Origin of the sequence: Thalassotalea sp. ND16A, assembly GCF_000764205.1 — a bacterium.
Lineage (GTDB): Bacteria > Pseudomonadota > Gammaproteobacteria > Enterobacterales > Alteromonadaceae > Thalassotalea_A.
Window position 1 is genome coordinate 45,200 of sequence record NZ_JQDZ01000114.1, and the last position, 20,057, is coordinate 65,256.

At 40.9% G+C, this 20,057-nt stretch carries 17 protein-coding genes and 8 tRNA genes; 5 read left to right on the forward strand and 20 right to left on the reverse strand.

The window, feature by feature from the left end:
- Positions 1–242 precede the first annotated feature (242 nt).
- The 6 genes from ND16A_RS02420 to dnaQ all read right to left on the reverse strand — a co-directional run bounded on the left by ND16A_RS02420 (position 243) and on the right by dnaQ (position 3,345).
- Complete coding sequence (locus ND16A_RS02420) at positions 243–854, reverse strand: hypothetical protein (protein WP_033079042.1); 612 nt, start codon at positions 852–854, stop codon at positions 243–245.
- Between the two features lie 1,086 nt (positions 855–1,940).
- Positions 1,941–2,017, reverse strand: a tRNA-Asp gene (locus ND16A_RS02415).
- 42 nt (positions 2,018–2,059) lie between these two features.
- Positions 2,060–2,136, reverse strand: a tRNA-Asp gene (locus ND16A_RS02410).
- Between the two features lie 91 nt (positions 2,137–2,227).
- A tRNA-Asp gene (locus ND16A_RS02405) sits at positions 2,228–2,304 on the reverse strand.
- Positions 2,305–2,394: 90 nt separating this feature from the next.
- Positions 2,395–2,471 (reverse strand) — tRNA-Asp (locus ND16A_RS02400).
- 163 nt (positions 2,472–2,634) lie between these two features.
- The gene (gene dnaQ / locus ND16A_RS02395; protein WP_033079098.1) at positions 2,635–3,345 is read right to left on the reverse strand and encodes a DNA polymerase III subunit epsilon; all 711 of its coding nucleotides are present in this window, start codon (positions 3,343–3,345) and stop codon (positions 2,635–2,637) included.
- Between the two features lie 244 nt (positions 3,346–3,589).
- Here dnaQ and rnhA point away from each other — a divergent pair, with 244 nt between their 5' ends.
- Positions 3,590–4,054 (forward strand): ribonuclease HI, encoded by a 465-nt coding sequence (rnhA, locus tag ND16A_RS02390; protein ID WP_033079043.1) that lies wholly within the window; start codon positions 3,590–3,592, stop codon positions 4,052–4,054.
- Between the two features lie 98 nt (positions 4,055–4,152).
- Complete coding sequence (locus ND16A_RS02385) at positions 4,153–5,025, forward strand: MBL fold metallo-hydrolase (protein WP_033079044.1); 873 nt, start codon at positions 4,153–4,155, stop codon at positions 5,023–5,025.
- Between the two features lie 32 nt (positions 5,026–5,057).
- Here the strand turns inward: ND16A_RS02385 and ND16A_RS20415 are convergent, their stop codons facing one another.
- The 3 genes from ND16A_RS20415 to ND16A_RS02375 are packed head-to-tail and all read right to left on the reverse strand — an operon-like array spanning position 5,058 to position 6,493.
- Entirely contained in the window at positions 5,058–5,573 is a 516-nt protein-coding gene (locus ND16A_RS20415) for a DUF2919 family protein (protein ID WP_052073298.1), read from the reverse strand.
- A gap of 13 nt (positions 5,574–5,586) precedes the next feature.
- Positions 5,587–5,787, reverse strand: a complete 201-nt coding sequence (locus ND16A_RS02380; RefSeq protein WP_052073299.1) for a hypothetical protein — start codon at positions 5,785–5,787, stop codon at positions 5,587–5,589.
- The gene (locus ND16A_RS02375; RefSeq protein WP_033079101.1) at positions 5,780–6,493 is read right to left on the reverse strand and encodes a DUF599 domain-containing protein; all 714 of its coding nucleotides are present in this window, start codon (positions 6,491–6,493) and stop codon (positions 5,780–5,782) included. The genes ND16A_RS02380 and ND16A_RS02375 overlap by 8 nt, the downstream gene beginning before the upstream one ends.
- Positions 6,494–6,740: 247 nt before the next feature.
- On the opposite strand from ND16A_RS02375, the gene ND16A_RS02370 reads away from it, so the two are divergent.
- A complete protein-coding gene (locus ND16A_RS02370; RefSeq protein WP_033079045.1) occupies positions 6,741–9,008 on the forward strand; it encodes a carbohydrate binding family 9 domain-containing protein in 2,268 nt (755 codons plus the stop codon).
- A 77-nt stretch (positions 9,009–9,085) separates the two neighbouring features.
- Here ND16A_RS02370 and ND16A_RS02365 read toward each other — a convergent pair whose 3' ends face one another.
- Genes ND16A_RS02365 through ND16A_RS02355 form a run of 3 tightly spaced genes read right to left on the reverse strand, consistent with a single transcriptional unit; the run spans position 9,086 to position 12,412 of the window.
- A complete protein-coding gene (locus ND16A_RS02365; RefSeq protein WP_033079046.1) occupies positions 9,086–10,342 on the reverse strand; it encodes an RDD family protein in 1,257 nt (418 codons plus the stop codon).
- Between the two features lie 52 nt (positions 10,343–10,394).
- Positions 10,395–11,567 carry a vWA domain-containing protein gene (locus ND16A_RS02360; RefSeq protein ID WP_033079047.1) on the reverse strand — a complete coding sequence of 391 codons (1,173 nt, stop codon included), beginning with the start codon at positions 11,565–11,567 and terminating at the stop codon, positions 10,395–10,397.
- Positions 11,567–12,412 (reverse strand): AAA family ATPase, encoded by an 846-nt coding sequence (locus ND16A_RS02355; protein WP_033079048.1) that lies wholly within the window; start codon positions 12,410–12,412, stop codon positions 11,567–11,569. Before ND16A_RS02355 ends, ND16A_RS02360 begins: the two co-directional genes overlap by 1 nt.
- Positions 12,413–12,598: 186 nt before the next feature.
- Between ND16A_RS02355 and cysK the strand changes: the two genes are divergently transcribed.
- Positions 12,599–13,567 (forward strand): cysteine synthase A, encoded by a 969-nt coding sequence (gene cysK / locus ND16A_RS02350; protein ID WP_033079049.1) that lies wholly within the window; start codon positions 12,599–12,601, stop codon positions 13,565–13,567.
- 97 nt (positions 13,568–13,664) lie between these two features.
- Here cysK and ggt read toward each other — a convergent pair whose 3' ends face one another.
- Both ggt and ND16A_RS02340 read right to left on the reverse strand, forming a co-directional pair.
- Positions 13,665–15,428 (reverse strand): gamma-glutamyltransferase, encoded by a 1,764-nt coding sequence (ggt, locus tag ND16A_RS02345; RefSeq protein WP_033079050.1) that lies wholly within the window; start codon positions 15,426–15,428, stop codon positions 13,665–13,667.
- A 36-nt stretch (positions 15,429–15,464) separates the two neighbouring features.
- The gene (locus ND16A_RS02340) at positions 15,465–16,061 is read right to left on the reverse strand and encodes a tRNA-uridine aminocarboxypropyltransferase (protein WP_033079051.1); all 597 of its coding nucleotides are present in this window, start codon (positions 16,059–16,061) and stop codon (positions 15,465–15,467) included.
- A 365-nt stretch (positions 16,062–16,426) separates the two neighbouring features.
- Between ND16A_RS02340 and rrtA the strand changes: the two genes are divergently transcribed.
- Positions 16,427–17,038 (forward strand): rhombosortase, encoded by a 612-nt coding sequence (gene rrtA / locus ND16A_RS02335; RefSeq protein ID WP_033079052.1) that lies wholly within the window; start codon positions 16,427–16,429, stop codon positions 17,036–17,038.
- A gap of 178 nt (positions 17,039–17,216) precedes the next feature.
- Here the strand turns inward: rrtA and ND16A_RS02330 are convergent, their stop codons facing one another.
- The 6 genes from ND16A_RS02330 to ybgF form a co-directional block, all read right to left on the reverse strand.
- Positions 17,217–17,990, reverse strand: a complete 774-nt coding sequence (locus ND16A_RS02330) for a hypothetical protein (RefSeq protein WP_033079053.1) — start codon at positions 17,988–17,990, stop codon at positions 17,217–17,219.
- Positions 17,991–18,296: 306 nt separating this feature from the next.
- A tRNA-Lys gene (locus tag ND16A_RS02325) sits at positions 18,297–18,372 on the reverse strand.
- Between the two features lie 152 nt (positions 18,373–18,524).
- A tRNA-Lys gene (locus ND16A_RS02320) sits at positions 18,525–18,600 on the reverse strand.
- A 158-nt stretch (positions 18,601–18,758) separates the two neighbouring features.
- Positions 18,759–18,834 (reverse strand) — tRNA-Lys (locus ND16A_RS02315).
- 182 nt (positions 18,835–19,016) lie between these two features.
- Positions 19,017–19,092: transfer RNA gene (locus tag ND16A_RS02310), tRNA-Lys, on the reverse strand.
- A gap of 184 nt (positions 19,093–19,276) precedes the next feature.
- Positions 19,277–20,041 (reverse strand): tol-pal system protein YbgF, encoded by a 765-nt coding sequence (gene ybgF, locus ND16A_RS02305; protein ID WP_033079054.1) that lies wholly within the window; start codon positions 20,039–20,041, stop codon positions 19,277–19,279.
- Positions 20,042–20,057 lie beyond the last annotated feature (16 nt).

Consider the following 20,057-nt stretch of genomic DNA (forward strand, 5'->3'; position numbering starts at 1 on the left):
GTTGAGCAGAGGTTTAATAAAGTAATATATTTAACAATATCTTAAATGGTAGCTGTGCTATTTATTATAACCACATTACGCGTTAGGAGGTCCCTGATATCGCTAGTGCTCTTCAGGGATGACGGTGTGTGTTTTCTTTTATCGCGGAAGTCGCCTATTCGCTCACAGCCTCCTGTGAGCTTTTGATTACATTACGTTAAATCACTGAACGGTATAACGTGTTGTTAAGATACAGTCATCTTTTATGATTTACTGGCTTTGAAAATATGATAGGTATGTACTGAGTTTTTACTGTTAATTGTTTGTCTATACAAAACAAGATTATTGTCATCAGATACAAATAATTCCCGATAAACTTTTACATTAATTGCGCTGCTACCCCCGCCGCCGAAAAAATCATGTATAGGATATATTAGCTTACCACCAGAACAGCTAAATCCCAATTTTTCCAAATCTAATGTATCTACATACTTATGCTGACTATCGTTGCCATAATAGGTTATCAGCAGTTGCTGCTTAGATAGATCGACTTTTAGCTCCCCATTTAAATTTTCACCATTGCTTCGTAAGAACTTACTAGTCTTGGCCTTTCTATCTAAATTATTAATCAAGTTTACCCAATTAATATCTGAATTACCCAGATTCAAGTATTGGTCATTCTGCGATTTAAAGGATTCACTAGATAAATGGTACAGGTCGTTAATTTGAGGGCATTCTTCACTAGAATTAGGAGTGTAACTCCAAGAATTTGATTGCAGTGGCATGTCGCCAGCCTCATTTTCAGTTTGATTTTGTGACGAACAACTTGACACTAAAACCAATGAAGCATAAAAAACAATCTGTTTAATACTCATACTCTTATTTCCTTGAAATTTTATTATTATCTATCTTTTCTTATTATCTAAAAGCAGTTATATCCGCTTATCGTTCGCAGCAACCTGTGAGCTTTTGGTTGAGTATTATTTAGCTCTACTCATTGATGTTTATTGTAATATATAGCAATTAATCTACAGGCTAATGCTTGCCAGGATCAAGATTACTGAGACTGACTATTTTGTTGTGACTTACTCATTATCTCTTCATAAATTATGATAGCTGCTTTTGCTAAAGTTGCAAATTCTGGATGCTTTTTGATTAGTCCCAACACTTGATGAGAGTCGGTTAACACCAATTCAAGATAGTTAAGGTCCGCATCATCGAGTATATAACCATTATCAACCTTAGCTTTTAATGCTTGAGCCCTTGGCAGTCGTTCAGTTTCAAACCGCTTAAGGAGTACGGTAATTACTCCTAGATCTTTTTCATTTCACGACATAATTATTCCTTTTTTCAGAGATAACGGCTAGTGCTGAGTATGGTTGGATAAATGCATTTATTCAAATGCTTAATGGAAGAGTGATAACGGCAAAATAAAATGAAATGACATAAATGGCTTTATTGCCGGAATTCAAACCCGCGAGCACTTATCTACAAGAGCAGAGCATGGCGAGACAGGCCGCTAATTTTATCAAGAGCGCTGATATGACAAGAGTAACTAAACTACCACTCAGGTAATTTAATAAATAATATTTGGAGCTAATAAGAATTTTTGTATTTAGAAAACATATTGGCTTCGTTGTCGGGACTCGAACCCGCGAGCAATTATTTACAAGAGCTGAGCATGGCGAGACAGGCCGCTAATTTTATCAAGAGCGCTGATATGACAAGAGTAACTGAACTACCACTCAGGTAATTTAATAAATAATATTTGGAGCTAATAAGAATTTTTGTATTTAGAAAACATATTGGCTTCGTTGTCGGGACTCGAACCCGCGACCCCAAAAGAGCATGGCGAGACAGGCCGCTAACTTTATAAAGAGCCTAACCAACTGAACTACCACACGGTAATTTAATAAGGGTATTTTGAATGTCAGGAAGATAAACATTTGAATCAAATGATGTGGCGGAGTGGACGGGACTCGAACCCGCGCCCCCCGGCGTGACAGGCCGGTATTCTAACCAACTGAACTACCACTCCGCAAAATCATTTGCAAAAGATACATGTTTATTATCAAATCGTTGGCGGAGTGGACGGGACTCGAACCCGCGACCCCCGGCGTGACAGGCCGGTATTCTAACCAACTGAACTACCACTCCGCTGAGATTTGATTGGTAATGCTTTATGTATATCAAGTGGCGGATATGTTGTCGGGACTCTTTCGAGTACCCTACTATATATCAACCAAATTGGCGGAGTGGACGGGACTCGAACCCGCGACCCCCGGCGTGACAGGCCGGTATTCTAACCAACTGAACTACCACTCCGCAAAGGATATACTTGCAGCATTACTTGATGACTTATTGGCGGATATGTTGCCGGGACTCTTTCGAGTTCCTGCTGCATATCAGCTTACTTGGCGGAGTGGACGGGACTCGAACCCGCGACCCCCGGCGTGACAGGCCGGTATTCTAACCAACTGAACTACCACTCCGCTGCATAAGTCATCTTCAACAACATGTCGTTGAATGCGGAGCGAATAATACGGATATGAACTATACGAGTCAACTACTTTTTTTAATAAAAATGTTTGACTGCACAAATGTCATACAATCCGCATATTTTTAGGGCAAAATGACTCCATTTTAGCCGATCAGTTAGTTCTCGGCTGATACCTCACCGCGCCAAATACTGTGTCCTGCTTTTTTCTCGATAATTGCCATTCTTTGGTCATGAGCTTGTTGTTCTTCTGTTGACGCTGCAATCACCTTTAAACCTGATCTATTTTGATCTACTCGTCGTACACTCAGCGAATCACTTGTATTTTCATCGCCTTGGCTTAAGTTCAGGGTATTTTGATGACGAGTCATCTCAATATACACGTACGCCAATAACTGGGCATCAATTAATGCGCCATGGTAAGTACGATCAACCAGTTTCTCAACCCCATAATGACGCGCTAGAAAATCCAACGTTTTTGGCGAGCCAAATTCGTCTCTTGATGTCTTTAGCGTATCGGTTACGGTACAAATATCATAAGTATTCGGTAAACCACGACGGGTCATGGCAAATTCATGATCCATAAAGCCAACATCGAATCGAGCGTTATGAATAACCAGCTCGGCACCACGAATAAATTCGATGAAGTCATCAGCAACTTGGTTAAACAACTGTTTATCGAGTAAAAATTCATTACTCAAGCCATGAATATTAATAACCTCTTGGTCCATGTGCATTTGCGGATTAATGTAAACATGATAATTACGGCCGGTAAGTTTCCGGTCGATCAGCTCAACGCAACCAATTTCTACAATTCTATGACCTTGTTTTGGGTCTATACCTGTGGTTTCGGTATCAAGAACAATAATGCGTTCTTGTGGTTCATCTTGTTGTCCCTGGGGTTGAGGATGTTGAGACTCTGTTGAATGGTTTTGCACAAATTAGCCTTTCGCTATCAATTAATTCTTTATAAACGCTATTCAATCAAATTTTACCCCAGGCTGTAAATCGATTATTAAAAAATAACACAATTAAACAGACTATATATTTAAGCAAGACGGTTTAGCTGATAAACTCTTTCGCATAAATGTGCAACAAAAGATATAAACAGCAATGCAAAAACACGTAGAAATATATACCGATGGTTCTTGTTTAGGTAACCCTGGTCCGGGTGGCTATGGTGCAGTGTTAAAGTATAATGGTCACTGTAAGGAGTTGTCACAAGGTTTTAAGCTAACCACCAATAATCGGATGGAAATGCTGGCAACAATTGAAGCGTTAAAAACCTTGAAACAACCTTGCAAAGTTACCTTAACCACCGATAGTCAATATGTTCGCCAAGGAATTACTAGCTGGATAAAAAACTGGATCAAAAATAACTGGCGCACCGCAAGTAAACAACCAGTAAAAAATGTTGATCTATGGAAAGCACTGCACGAACAAAGCCAACGTCATGACATAGATTGGCATTGGGTCAAAGGTCACTCTGGCCACCCCGAAAATGAACAATGTGATCAATTGGCTCGCAGTGCCGCCGAAGGTAAGGGTTTAATCGAAGATACTGGCTATAAGCCATAAATAACGGTTTAAATATAACCGCTTAATCATCTTTAAGAGCAGAAAGCATTGATTAAATCTTTAATAATGCATCAACAAATTTAAGATCAGGAATAGCCATGGCTTTACAAATTGAACAATTCTTCCATAAAGCAACGTTTACTCTTAGCTATATCGTATTTGATGATCAGACTAAAGATTGTGCAGTCATTGATCCAGCACTAGACTACGATCAATTAGCAAGTAGCATCAATTGTACTTATGCCAAGCAACTCATTGCCTTTATTAAAGATAATGAACTCAATCTTAAATATATTCTTGAAACACATGCGCATGCCGATCATATTTCTTCCGCGTTTTATATTAAAGAAAGAATTGGCGGTGATATTTGTATTGGCGGCGGTATTAAAGGCATCCAACAAACTTTTAAATCTTTATTCAATTTAGCCAAAGACTTTAACACTCAGGGCGTTCAATTTGATCGTTTATTAAAACAAGGTGATACACTGCCATTGGGTAATTTTGAATTCAGCATTCTCGAAACGCCGGGCCATACGGCAGACAGCCTTACGTATGTGATTGACGACAATGCCTTTATCGGAGATACCTTATTTATGCCCGATTCTGGCTCAGCCCGCTGTGACTTCCCTGGCGGTGATGCCGCCTTGCTTTACAGCTCAATCCAAAAGATTTATGCCTTGGGCGATAACACTCAGCTCTATATGTGTCATGATTATCAACCTGGTGGACGAGAATTAAAGTTTTTAACTTCGGTTGCTGAACAAAGGGCTGAAAATATTCAAATTAACGCCGCGGTAAGCCAAGCCGATTACGTGAAAATCCGTGAAGCGCGAGATGCAACGCTGGCGAATCCAAGACTTATTTTTCCATCGTTACAATGCAATATTCAAGCGGGTGAATTGCCCGCCGCAGATGCAGATAATTTACGATTTTTCAAAACCCCAATAGCCGGGGTTGCGAACTTACATTAACTGGTTGAGCATTCCTGAAAGGGGATTCCCCTTTAAGGAAGATCAGTTGTGCGTCTTTTTTTCGGTTTTTCTTCTATCTCTTCAGGGAATTCCACTAAATTAATGGTTGCCCGATGACTGGTTTTTATCAGTAATAATAATGCACAACCAATCACGCTTTGGCCAATTAACCAACTCAATTTTCCCTGCTGAAGAATAAAGAACAGCCCCCAGTAAAAGCTTAAATCAATAAATACTGCAATCGTGCTTAATAGCAGGAACTTTGGCCATAGAGATTTTAGCCACGAACTTGCCGCAGGTCTGCGTGCAAGCAACAACACAAACAACAACAATCCGGGAATTCCGGTAACTAAACTTAGATAAAAAGCCGTTGATTCAGGGTAAAACCACTGAATTAAACTGAGTTTATCGCGCATATTACTTAAAGAAAGTATGCCAATGGCATAACCCCTAAGCAAAAAAATCAAAATAAAATAAAAACTAAAGGAGAGTTTTAAACAGTTATGCTTATCAAAATCTTTAAAGCTGTATTGTGCCAGAGGGTGCATTTTAACGAATGCCCTACTCTTTCGACAAATGTGCTAAGCGACCAGCATTGGCTTCCCAATGTTGCCCGTCAAACGCATCAATTTGCCTCTCTTGCCAATCGCTAGTGCCCAGACAGCGGGCATTAATACTAAAACCATCAGGATTTGACCGTGGTAGGTAAAATGATTTTATGCCGCAGTTTTTGCAAAAATAATGTTTGGCAATCTTATTCATAGCTATTCTCCGGGTCTAAATCTTGAATGCCCTGTTTGATCGCTTGTAAGGCCCGCGATTTAAATTCACGAGTAAACAATACGTACACCACCGCTAAACTGGAAATAATAAACAGTAATGGATGGAAAAACCAACTCAATGCCGCTAAAGAAAAATAATAAGAGCGTAAACCATAATTGTAGGCATGCCCGGCCTGATCTTGTACTACGCCCATTTGTTTGGCGTAATCGAGTAAACGCGCGCTTTTAGTATGCAACTCTACCGGTGCCGCGCCGATCATGATGTTTAAAAAACCATATTGACGCATCGACCAGGTAAATTGGAAAAATGCCATAATAAATATCATGCCTAACAAACTGAGTTTGATTTGAATGGCAACATGGTTTCTTTCCGTTGCTATGGGTATCGAAGACAGTACTTCATTGACATTGTCTACCTGGGTAAACAAAGTTAAAACCCCCGCGATTACCAGCAAGGTAGTCGATGCAAAAAACGATACGTGTCGCTCTAAATTGGATAACAACGACGCGTGTGAAACCCGCACATCATTATCTAAGATTTGCCGCATCCACAAAATTCGATGCTGATGTAAGCATCTTGATAAACAAGCGGTATTTTTGGCTTTAATTCGCGCAAATTGGGTATAGCCGACCCAGCTACTAAAAAAAATCGCCAGCGCAATAAAATCAACAAATGCTAAAGACACCAAAGACTCCCGTTTAATTGCTAAGTGATTACAAATTCTGTAAATATTATTATGCCCAATCCAAGCACAATATACGACCAAAAATGCAGTTCCTTGGCTCATTAAAATATTGAATTACCCGCCTCGAAACATTTTTTAACAATTGACAGTAAGTCCTTTAATACGTTATAAAATGGCAAGTATCACTGGTAGTTTCCAGCTAGTAAATAAAATAATAATTAAATTAGAGCAAACATAGGAAGTAGTCATGATTTTGCCATGGAAAAGTGCAAAAAAATTTTGTACTTTATCACTTTTTTTCGGGTTAGCCTTTCCCTCTTTAGCGAACCAACCATTAGCCATTCCTAACATCAAAGCCAGCATTACCTTTGACGGGGAACTTAATGAACCTGCCTGGCAACAAGCCAAGCATGTCGAATTAAATATTGTTAACTACCCCTATGAAAACACCCCCAGCCCCATTAAAACTGACGCCTACATTTTTGAGGACGGGGAACATATCTATTTTGCCTTCAATGCCCAAGATCCCGACCCTGAAAAAATTCAGGCTTTCATCAGAGACCGGGATGATGCCTTCTCAGATGATATCGTCGGCATCAAATTAGATACCTTTAATGATCACCGTTTAGCCTATCAATTCTTTGTAAACCCCTATGGTGTACAAAATGATGGCATTGAAAATGAAATGACCGGTAACACGAATACTAATTGGGATGGCATCTGGCAATCTTTTGGAAAAATCACTAAAACAGGCTATCAGGTTGAATTTGCCATACCTTATTCTGAACTAAACTTTGCCGAAGGGTCCGATATCAAAACCTGGGGCATCGAACTCATTCGCCAATACCCCAGAGATAATATTCTTAGAATATCCAACATCCCACTTAATCGGGATGATCCATGTTGGATTTGCCAAATGGCAGAAATGCAGGGCTTCGAACAGGCAAAAATTGGCAATAACGTATTAATAACTCCGTCCATTGTTGCCAGCAGTAATGAAATACGTGATGTTTATTCTAATGAAGAATGGCATAGTGATGAAGACGTTGAAGTAGGTTTGAGCGTGCGATGGGGCATCACTCCCGACATTTTACTAAATGCCACGGTGAACCCAGATTTTTCTACGGTCGAATCGGATGCTGGTAAACTCAAGGTTAATAAAACCTATGCCTTGTTTTATGACGAAAAGCGGCCGTTTTTCCTAGACAATGCCGAGTATTTTTCCAGTCCATTTAACCTGGTTTATACCCGCAACATTGCCGATCCTGATTACGGCAGTAAAGTGACTGGCCGCGTTGATGAGCATTCATTTGGTCTGTTTATCACTCAGGACAACCGCACCAATATCATACTCCCAGGTAACCTCTTCTCTTCCATTGCCGAAATTGATGATGACAGCTTTTCTGCTGCATTACGCTATCGGTATGACGTCGATGAAGACTTATCTTTCGGCTTTATCTCTACCTTAAGAAGTGCCGATGATTATGCAAACCTGGTAAGTGGAATCGATGCCAAATATAAGTTATCACTAAGTAACTCAGTCATTGCGCAGGTATTAACCTCTGACAGTGAATATCCGAATTATTTGCTCGACCATAGTGATGAAGATAATAATGTCAATGATTTGTCAGATCAGGCCTATCATCTTGCTTTTGAACACAGCAGTGAAGACTGGTTGTTTAACTTGATGTACCAGGCTATTGGTAAAGATTTTCGTGCCGATTTAGGGTTTCTTCCGAAAGTCGACAGCAATGAATTTTCAACTGAATTGGTTCGTAACTTTTATAATGACGATGGTTGGTGGACAGAAGCCAATATTGGCGTTGAATTTGAAACCACTCACAATGACGATAATGAATTAATCAATGAAACCACAGAGCTGAATTTTCGAATGTATGGCCCCTGGCAATCGACATTCAGTTTAACTTTCATCGATCAGCAGCAAGTTGGCCTGCGATTTGATGAACACAATGATGCAATTGATGGCAATACCGATGGTTATGATTTAAATCAGATCCAGCTTTATACCGACTTCCAGCCCGTTGCCAGCGTTTATATGAATTTTTATACTTTATTCGGTGATGCCATCGATTATGGAAATGATCGCAAAGGCGATATTGTTGAAATTTCACCTCGCTTAGTTTGGAATATCACTCGCCACCTGGAATTCAATTTTAACTACAGTTTCGCCGAACTTGAAGCCGACGGTGCTTACGTGTTTAGAGAGAACATTAGTGACTTAAGACTTACTTACGCGTTTGACGTGAACAGCTTTTTACGCCTTACCCTGGTATACACGCAAACAGATTATAATTTAAGCAACAATCCCGATGTAATATACCCTTCAACTGAAGAAGATGAACTAGTGACCGAATTATTATATTCCTATAAGCTTAACCCGCAAACGGTATTCTTTTTAGGTTATTCAGATATCGCCATCGAAGATGATGCGCTAAACGAATTAAAGAAAAAAGATAGAACGGCATTTTTAAAGCTGAGCTATGCGTTTCATTAATTCCTCACATTAATAGTAGCCAGTTACTGCGGTAACTGGCCTCTAATTCCGTCAACTTATTCTAGGATAGGACCTCTTTATTTGCTTTGTTGGGCTGCTATTTTTTCTTTGGCAACGCGGATAATTTCAGGGTCAACGCGTTTTTTCTCATCAATCACTACCGTAGCAGATATTTTATCGTGAATACCCTGTCGGTTTGGATCCCAGAATATTTGTAAAAAACCTAGCAAGCCAGTTGCCGTCCCGGCCGCATAGCCACCAAAGCGGCCAAAGCTGTCCCACAGCGATAGCGGCGTGCCATCAAGTTGCAACACTCTAATATTCATCAAACGCTTACCCGGCGTTCGACCGTTCCAGCGAGAGGTAAACACAGAGAAGTACAGTGCCGCCCAACCGATACCCAGGCCTAAATCGTCAACAATAAAGCCTTTGATTAATTCCACAATCGAATAAATAGGTCTATCGTTGCCGTTATTTTCTGATTCCAATTGCTCTATTTTCTCCAAAGCATTATTTAGCTTATCAATATCGCCATTTTTCTCTGCCGGTTTTTGCTCTGCCAATTTTTGTTCTGTCGTGGGCACAGTATTTTCTACGGGTTCAATTTCAGTGTTTGCACTTATTTCAGCATCGGGCTGTATTCGTTGATATTGAGCCTTGAAACCAGCAACCAATGCTTGTTGATCAGTTGCATCCAACTCTGTCGCTTCTGCTATTTCAGCAAACAATTCGTTAGCCAGGTGTCGGTCAAAGTCAAACTCAACGGCATTTTCAGGCACATCCTTTAATATCCGTTGCCAGCAGTCAAGCTGTTGGCAATCGCTTTGCTCCGCCTGGCTCACCACGTTTATCGCATAACCAGTAATTTTAAGTGCAGTGGCAAGATCAACGTCTTTACCGTCAACATCATCGTCATATTCAGCACCATTATCAGTCGCATTGTTAGAACGATGAGAGGATGTATCATCATCAAAAATATCATTGACCATAGGTGGCAAGGTTTCCACCAGCAAGACAAACACAATAAAAGCGCCAAAAAATCGCATCACCGCCCGCCGCTTTCGGCCCGACACTTTGCCTTGCTGCTCTGCTCTTTTCTTGCTGCCCATGCGAAACGCCATGATGGCAAAGGCTACCGCTAAAAATTCACCACCGGCACTACTTAACATAGCAATCAGCAATCCGTCTATCGCCAAGGCAACCCCCCGTTTCCATGGGCTGGCGATTGGCGTACCAAATAAATTTTGATCTAACTTAAAAGCAAACGGGGTAACGATTTCTTGGGTTTCATCAAAGGTGAGTTTCTTTTTCGTTTTGGTAAAAATATTTTTCATCGACAATCCTGTGGCAACCTCAATATTTATACTATATAAGCAATTAATTTTACTACAATAATTCTTTTATGGCGGAAGATAAACCCGATATTGTCATTGGGTACATTCGCTGTGCCATCAGCTGGTTGATTAACCCGATTGACTGATAGTGATGCCAATACTTGTCTGGTTGTGGATTTAACCAGATGCAATTATCAAAATGATCGGTAATCCGTTTTAACCAGACACTGCCCGGCTCTTCATTCCAATGCTCGACACTGCCCCCCGGGTAAGAAACCTCGTAAGGTCCCATGGTGGCGTCGCCAACAAAGATGATTTTATAGTCACGAGAAAAGCGATGGAGAATATCCCATACCTCGATGGTTTCTTGATAACGGCGGCCATTATCGTGCCAAACGTGCTCATATACGCAGTTATGAAAATAAAAGTATTCAAGATGCTTAAATTCGGTGTGCACCGCACTAAACAATTCCTCACACACTTTAATGTATTCATCCATAGAACCGCCGACATCAAAAAACATCAACACTTTAATGGCATTGTGTCGTTCAGGCTGCATTTTCACATCCAAATAACCGGCATTTTTTGCCGTTGCGCGAATGGTATGATCTAAATCTAACACCTCTGCAGCCCCGGTACGGGCAAACTGTCTCAGTTTACGCAAAGCCACTTTAATGTTTCGGGTACCAAGCTCAACATTTGAATCTAAGTTCTTAAACTCGCGTTTGTCCCATACTTTTGCCGCAGAAAAATTACGATTGCCGTCCTGGCCTATTCTGACCCCGCCCGGATGATAGCCATGCGCACCAAAAGGTGACGTGCCGCCAGTGCCTATCCATTTATTGCCGCCTTGATGGCGCTTTTGTTGTTCGGCTAAGCGTTCGCGCAACGTTTTCATCAATTCGTCTAAGCCGCCTAACTGTTTCACCTGGGCCTTTTCTTCTGCCGATAACTGCTGTTGAAAGCGTTTTTCCAGCCAGTCTTTGGGGATATTGGATAAATCCAGCTCAATGTTCGAGACGCCCTGAAAATAATCGGCAAAGGCACGATCAAACTTGTCGAAATGGCTTTCATCTTTCACTAATATCACCCGCGACAGCGTATAAAAGTCGTCAACCGAGCAAAAAATCACCCGTTTTTCCATCGCCGATAATAAATCGAGTAACTCGCGTAGCGTACAAGGTACCCGGTACTCTTTAAGCTTAAAGAAAAACTCTATTAGCATTAACGCTGACCTCGGTGCATAAAGGCAAGCTTTTCAAATAAATGTACGTCCTGTTCATTCTTCAATAACGCGCCGTGCAATGGCGGGATCAATTTTTTCTCGTTGGTTTCATGCAATACATCAGTGGCAATATCTTCCGCCACCAATAATTTTAACCAGTCAATTAACTCTGACGTGGAAGGCTTCTTCTTTAAGCCAGGAATGTCTCTTAAATTGAAAAACACCGCCAAGGCTTCATCGAGTAATGCTTGTTTTAAATTTTCAAAATGCACATCAACAATGCTTTGCATTTCTTCTTTCTCAGGAAACTTGATGTAATGGAAGAAACAACGACGTAAAAATGCATCCGGGAGCTCTTTTTCATTATTGGAAGTAATAATGACAATCGGACGCTGTTTGGCCACCACCTTTTCTTGAGTTTCATACACATAAAACTCCATCTTATCGAGCTCTAGCAATAAATCGTTGGGGAACTCAATATCGGCCTTGTCGATTTCATCAATCAACAGCACCGGGCGTTTGCCGGCGGAAAATGCTTGCCAAAGTTTACCTTTGACAATGTAATTGCTGATATCTTTTACCCCCTCCCGGCCTAATTGACTGTCTCTTAAGCGCGATACGGCATCGTATTCATATAACCCTTGCTGAGCCCTGGTAGTTGATTTTATGTGCCATTGAATCAGCTCGGTATCTAGGGCAAGGGCCAACTCTTCAGCCAACATGGTTTTGCCCGTGCCCGGCTCGCCTTTTATCAATAAAGGTTTTTCCAGGGCGATAGCTGCATTTACCGCAAGTTGCAGATCGTTACTGGCGATGTAGTTTTTGGTACCGGTGAAAGTGGTCATAATGGTCCTGAAAAGTGACTAAAGTGGATAAAACAGCTATTAATATGCAAATAAGTAATAAATATTTTAATACAAACTGTTATTAGTTATATTTATCAGTTACTTTAACAATAAAAAAAAATCTGTAATCTAATCTATAATAAGTGAAATTTTAACGCTTTTTAAGAATTTTTAATAGGATTAATCATGTCGAATCTATATCAAGACAACCCTGAAACCATTGGCAAAACCCCACTCGTTAAATTAAATAATGTATGTGGTGGAAACGTATACGCAAAAATTGAAGCAAGAAACCCTAGTTTTAGTGTGAAATGTCGTATTGGTGCCAACATGATCTGGGATGCTGAAAAAAAAGGCACTCTCACTAAAGATATCACCATTGTCGAGCCAACCAGTGGTAATACGGGTATCGCTTTGGCCTTTGTTGCCGCTGCGAAAGGCTATGACCTCATTCTCACCATGCCTCACACGATGAGTTTAGAACGCAGACAATTATTGGTTGCTCTTGGCGCCAAAATTGAACTTACCGATGGTGCTAAAGGGATGAAAGGTGCGATTGATAAAGCCGAAGAAATTAAAGCAACCAACCCGGAAAAATACTTAATTTTGGGTCAATTTGATAACCCGGCCAACCCGGAAATTCATGAAAAAACCACAGGTCCTGAAATTTGGCAAGACACTGATGGCGCCGTAGATATTTTTGTTGCCGGCGTTGGCACTGGTGGCACCATTACCGGTGTGAGTCGTTATATTAAAAACACTCAGGGCAAAGCAATTCAATCGGTTGCGGTTGAGCCGACAGATTCACCAGTAATTGGTCAAAAAATTGCTGGCGAAGAATTAACTCCGGGACCACACAAAATTCAGGGCATTGGCGCGGGTTTTATTCCAGGTAACTTAGATCTGTCAATCATTGACTCTGTTGAACGCGTATCAAATGATGACTCTATTGCCATGGCGCATCGATTGATGAAAGAAGAAGGCATTTTAGCCGGTATTTCATCAGGCGCGGCCGTTGTTGCAGCGAAACGCTTAGCAGAAAAGCCAGAAAATGCCGACAAAACCATTGTCGTCATTTTGGCAAGTTCAGCGGAGAGATATTTATCGAGTCCGTTATTTGCTGATATGTTTACTGACGCGGAACTTACTCAGTAATAATTTTCAACATCCATGTTGAAAATGTGAAAAGGGACATAATCTTACGATTATCTCCCTTTTTTTAGGACCGAAAAAATATTGTTTTAACTAATGATTAGTTCGCAAATACTTTGCCTTCTCGGCGAGGATCGGCCCCTCCGACTAATTTGCCGCGATACACTTCGATGCCGTGTATACCACTGTTTAAATCTCTAATCGCCACCTTATGACCCATTGCTTCTAACTGCGGTTTTAATGCTTCTAAAGAAGTGCCTTTCTCTAGGGTGGTAATATCATTCCTATTGGTGATTTTCGGTAAATTAATCGCCGCTTGAATATCTAACTGCCAGTCTAATACGCCGATCATGGTTTGCGCCACATAATTGATAATTCGACTACCGCCAGGAGAGCCTATCACCAAACGTAAGCTACCATCTTGATTAAATACCATGGTGGGCGCCATTGAGCTTCTTGGCCGCTTAAATGGCTCTAAGCGATTCGCAACGGGTAACCCGTTAACCTTAGGCGTTAAAGAAAAGTCGGTTAACTGATTGTTTAATAAAAACCCTTCGACAAAAACGGCAGAGCCAAACGCCATTTCAATACTTGTGGTCATCGAAATAGCATTGCCTGCACTATCAACTATCGCGATGTGCGATGTTGATGGCATTTCAATCGCGTTATCGATAGCAAGTTTTGCCACATGGCTGAATTCACCGGCTACAGCTTGGCCCATGTCCTGAACTGGATTTATCAATTGGCCTCGTTGTTTAAGGTATTGATCATCAATTAATTGCCTAACCGGAACGGGTACAAAGTCAGGATCGGCGATATACCTTGCTCTATCCGCATAGGCAAGGCGTGAGCTTTGGCTAATCAAATGTAGCGCGTTAACATCATTGGCAGAGAATTTCGCTAAATTATGTTGTTCTAGTTGTTTCAGCATTTGAATAACGGCGACACCACCAGAGCTAGGCGGTGGCATGCCGCAAATATTAAACTGCTTATAAGGTCCACAAACCGCATCAACCTCAGTCGCACGATAATTGGCTAAATCGGTTAACGCTAATCGCCCTGGGGCAATGGCTGAGTTTTGGACGGCTTTTACCATACTCTGGGCAATCCAGCCTTGATAAAACACTTTCGTGCCTTGTTTGCTTATTGCCTTGTATACTTCCGCCAACTCAGGGTTTTTTAACAAACGTCCCTGCTTAACCGGGACACCATTGGGGAAAAAGTAGTGGCTTGCCTTTGCCAGTTTTTTCACCCCTGGGTTAAAGCCCATCGCCACTAACTTCGCCATTCGCGGAGAAACAATAAAGCCCTCTTCGGCAAGTTTTATCGCATCGCTAAATAACTCAGCCCAAGGCAATTTACCATGTTTTTTGTGGGCATCTTCTAATGCTTTTAATACCCCGGGAACGCCAACACTTCGGCCACCAACAACGGCATCAATCCAGCGAACAGCAGAGCCATCAGGGTTGAGAAACTGATCTTGACTGGCAGCTTCAGGGGCAACTTCACGGCCATCAAAGGTGCTGAGGTGTTTGGTGGAATTATCAAAATGCAAAATAAACGCGCCACCGCCGATGCCAGAAGACTGTGGCTCAACTAAGGTTAAGACCAGTTGCACGGCAATAGCGGCATCAATGGCATTGCCGCCTTTTTCTAAAATATTAAAGCCGGCATTGCTGGCATATGGGTTGGCTGCCGCCACCATATGTTTACTGCCAACAACCGCTTTGTTTTGTTGAAAACCTGTCGCGGCTTCCGGCTCACGGTCCTCTCTGGCAACTGGATTATTAGCTTGCTCGAAAACGCAAGCAGAGCTAAGCAGTAATAACGGGATAAGCGCAAAAAGTTTCAATTTATTAAACACGGAGAGTCCTTTTCATTTTTATGCTAATTTTACTCTCTAATGCGCAGCTTTGTTAGCAGGCACTAAAGACAATTGGAATTGATTAAAGTTTGCAAAGCTTTCCAGTAATGGTTGGTACTTTTCATTGTCGCCTTCTAAGGCTGCCAAGGCATACGCACAAGCTTCAATGGTAGATACGTCGCTGGCTTTATGGTGCTTACGAATAAGATACTGGCTTTTGATGCTATCTGCCAGAGTGATTTTCGCTAAATTATGCAAGTTTTTAGATAACTGATACATTCGATAAGCTTTTTTCCAGGTACCATCCAAGACCAAAACCACGGTTTTAAGCTGTTCTGACAAACTCTGTGCAGTCGCAACTTTAGCGTCTTCACCCGGATAAAGCAGAATAACGTTTATTTCAGCATCGGCAATAATTTGGTTAAGCGCTTCACAATGACTAAAATCTTCTGCGATTAACACGCGGCAATTGCGCAAACTTAAATCCGTTAATGTGGCAGTACCCTTAGCCTGCTTTTCTTCACTTGGGTGCTGTAATAACCAAATATCGACGTTATTGTCAATATTGCAGCGTAAACTACAGATACATGTAACTAGCGGTCTATGACACCTTGTGCAATACTGTCGACTCATAACGCCTTTACCTTAATCACTAATACCAATTCCGACAATTTATTGGTCAATTTAGAGCTTTGAAAGAGGCGGGAGAACAATCGAAATTTGTTTTGATATAGTCATTCTATATAAAACAAATTTTGAGCAGTTATCTCGACTCTTTCAAGCTCCCGAAGGGCGAGTTTAAAAGATTTATCTACTGCGTTATTGATTTTGACAAGGGGACAACCCTTCTCAGCAATCAATGCCTTGTATATAAACCTTTTAATTCTCGCTAAATGGTCAATAAATTATCGGACTTGGTATAATTAAATTATCTATATTTAAGTTAGTGATTAACGTTAAAATAATAAAAGAAATCATTATAAACCTGAATTGCCCTTATGTTGAAGTTGTCTTTACCAATTACTCGTCAAGCTTGTACCTCGCCACTGATTATTCTCATCCTGGCGATAATGACTTATTTGTTGCCCGACAGTATCAGCGACTTGCTGATTTACAACCGGCACAGCATTAACGATGGCGAGTTTTGGCGGTTGCTCACCGGGCATTTCGATCATACCAACTTTAACCACTTACTGTTAAATATTGCCGGGCTAAGTATGCTTTGGGCACTGCATGGCGAGCATTACTCGTCAAAAAACTATGCGGTTAATTTTTTATTCGCTGCAGTGCTCTGTAGCGTGGGCATTTACTTCTTTGTCCCGGAGATGATCCGTTATGTCGGTTTGTCCGGCGTTTTACACGGTATATTTGTTTGGGGTGCCATTTGTGATATTCAAAAAGGCTGGAAGTCAGGTTATTTGTTATTGCTAGGTGTATGGGGAAAAATCATTTATGAACAGGTCTTTGGTGCGAGCGCCGATGTGGAAGCGATGATTAATGCCCGAGTCGCCATTGACGCGCATTTATGGGGTGCTATTGGCGGATTGATTTATCCAGTGTGGCGCTTTATCAAACAAAGGTTGAATAGTAGAGCAGAGCCGAGAAACTAGAAACGAACTGTCGGTACAGAGTACAGGCAGATGGTATTAATTTCGAGCATCGTGCACGCTTCGCTCCGGGCAACGAGTAGTTTGACTGATGCTAAATGTCTACCTATATCTCTTACTTTAGTTGGCACTTCATATTCAAAAAACTAACTTCCCATTTAATAACTATCTGCTACACGGTTTACTTTTTCGATACGGTAGCCGGGGAAGACAGTCCTTTGCGTAAGACATAAATGGCATAGTTGGTTTCAGCAAAGTGTTTTTCATATTCTTCCAGCAATTGTTGAGCATTGTCTTGCGAATCCAGTTGCGCGCTTAACGGTTCAAAAAAAGACTTCGCTTGCGGCATCATATCAGCATAATTTTCGTGCCCTATCACCAGTTGCATTTGTGGCTTTCCGCCTATGCGACTGTGCCAGGACCAACTTTCATGCCATTGCATTTGTTTAGCCGCATCACTGAGCGCTTTTACCGAAGCTTTTAATGCAAAGCCTTCGCCCGGTTTTGGGTATAAGGTATTAACCGAGAAGTATTTAAAGCTCTTCTGGGTGTCCCATGAGCTATTTCTCTCATCGTAGCGGGTATAGTAATGCTCATTCTTTACTACGTATTTGCGCACCGTTTTACGCCACTGACTGGAAGTCTTTGAATCTCTGGCCCAGCTTTTATATGCCGCTATTTGATCCCAATTTGTACAACACGCTCTCAGTACATAAGTGTTCATGCTATCGCCAATAACTTGGGTATAAACCTGCCAAGTATTTGGATCACCATTATCCACACGATATTGCATATGCTGAGCCAGAGCACGCTCAAATTTCGCCTTATTAGCAGCATTGATTGTTACCACCCAAACATCGGTTAACGGCGCTACACTTTGCTCTTCGGCTGTAACTGATGACGCCATGAAATACATAGCTAACCCTATGGTAAACGCGAGGCATAACTTTTTCATACTCTTCCCTAACTATCTAACGGAATCATTTTTTTAAATTGTTGATTTTAATATAGTAGATATAAAGAGAAACGAGAAACGAAGAGCATAGAATGAGTACATGTAAATAAGTCCCTTTATACCGTTAACTAACCAATGAATAACTATAATGGTAATAGTTTCAGCTGTGCTAAAGGAGTTAGCATGATATTTGAAAATTTAGAGGTATGGACTACCAATGATTGATGAGGCTAAGCAGATATCAAAAATACTAGGTTCGATGATTAAATCTAAATTGATGAATACGAAGTATGAAGAAAGAAGAAGTGGTCGGTCGTGAAGGATTTGAACCTTCGACAAATTGGTTAAAAGCCAACTGCTCTACCAACTGAGCTAACGACCGACAGAAGTATCTTGAGAGTTTTAGAATTTAAAACCAACTTTGAAAAGTTGCTTGGTCGTGAAGGATTTTAACCTTCGACCATATTGGATATTAGCGTTAAAAGCCTCGGCTTTTACTTTAAATACCCCAACTACTTCATAATGAAAAAAAGTTGGTCGGTCGTGAAGGATTTGAACCTTCGACAAATTGGTTAAAAGCCAACTGCTCTACCAACTGAGCTAACGACCGAATATAATTTCTAAATTTGCAATGTTTACTTTTGACCAACTCTCGTTAAAAGAAGTTGCTCGGTCGTGAAGGATTTGACCCTTCGACCATATTGGATATTAGCGTTAAAAGCCTCGGCTTTTAATTTAAATACCCCAACTACTCCATAAATAAAAAGTTGGTCGGTCGTGAAGGATTTGAACCTTCGACAAATTGGTTAAAAGCCAACTGCTCTACCAACTGAGCTAACGACCGATATATAAACTTTGCTAAATTAATTATTCTGGTAATAGGAAGACATCCTAGAAAATAATTAATTCACTTTCGGTAAAGAAAGTGGTCGGACATAAAGATTTGAACCTTCGACCGATTTGGATATTAGCGTTAAAAGCCTCGGCTTTTAATTTCGATACCCTAACTAACTTCAAAAAAGAAAGTGGTCGGTCGTGAAGGATTTGAACCTTCGACAAATTGGTTAAAAGCCAACTGCTCTACCAACTGAGCTAACGACCGACATATTTTTTTACGTTAAGGTTGCTGCCTCAACGCGGGGCATATAATACTGATAATAAATTTAAGTGCAACAACAATTTTCAGTTTTTTGAAAAAATAAGTTTGTCTGCATAAAAAGCCACCAGATAGAGCAAGTTATCGTCAATTTTTGTAAAAGAGTGTATTACAAAATGATTGATTTCAATTATAAACTCGCTAATCGAGATTTTGCTAACTGCGCCGCTGAAGAATCTGGGTATTCTTTAATTAAACGGTTAAAGACAGATTTAGCCTTATTCAAATCATTTTGCTTCTGTGCCACCATGCCAAGTTTTAGCATCGCATCACTACGCTTCGGTGAATTTTCAAAGTTATTAACCACAATGGAAAACTCATTGGCAGCAACAACTAAATCACCTTTGTTGAATAACAGTTGCCCTAACCAATAATGTGCATTGGCCGAATAACTCGAATTTGGGAACTTGCTATTGAACGCTTTAAACTCAGAAATGGCGTTATCATAGCGCTTTTCTTTCAACACCAAATTAACCGCATGGTCGTAAGCTTCGTTTTCATTAAGATTAGAAGAATAGTCCACATTGGCGGGGTTATCCGCTGAAATTTCTGGGGCGACAGTTTTCACTGCAGTTAATCTGCGATCAATTTCCTGATAAAGCTCACGTTGACGCTGAAGGATCTGTTGTATGGTGTACGCTTGTTCTTCGGTAATACCCCGTAATTCGCTTACTTCAGTTTGCAACTCATCTATATGCTGTTGCATATCATTAAGCGCTCTGTTACGACTCTGCAAAGTACGTTGCAGCTTTGCTATATCGTTGCTTGATGCCTTGTTAGCTATGGCGGGTGTGGATTGTTCGTTTATGTCTAAAACGGGGGCTGGTTCGGCTGCTAGCGCATTAAATGCACCAGCAGCAACCGCAAAACCCAAAATTAGTTTATACGATTTCATTAATTGTCCTAATCGA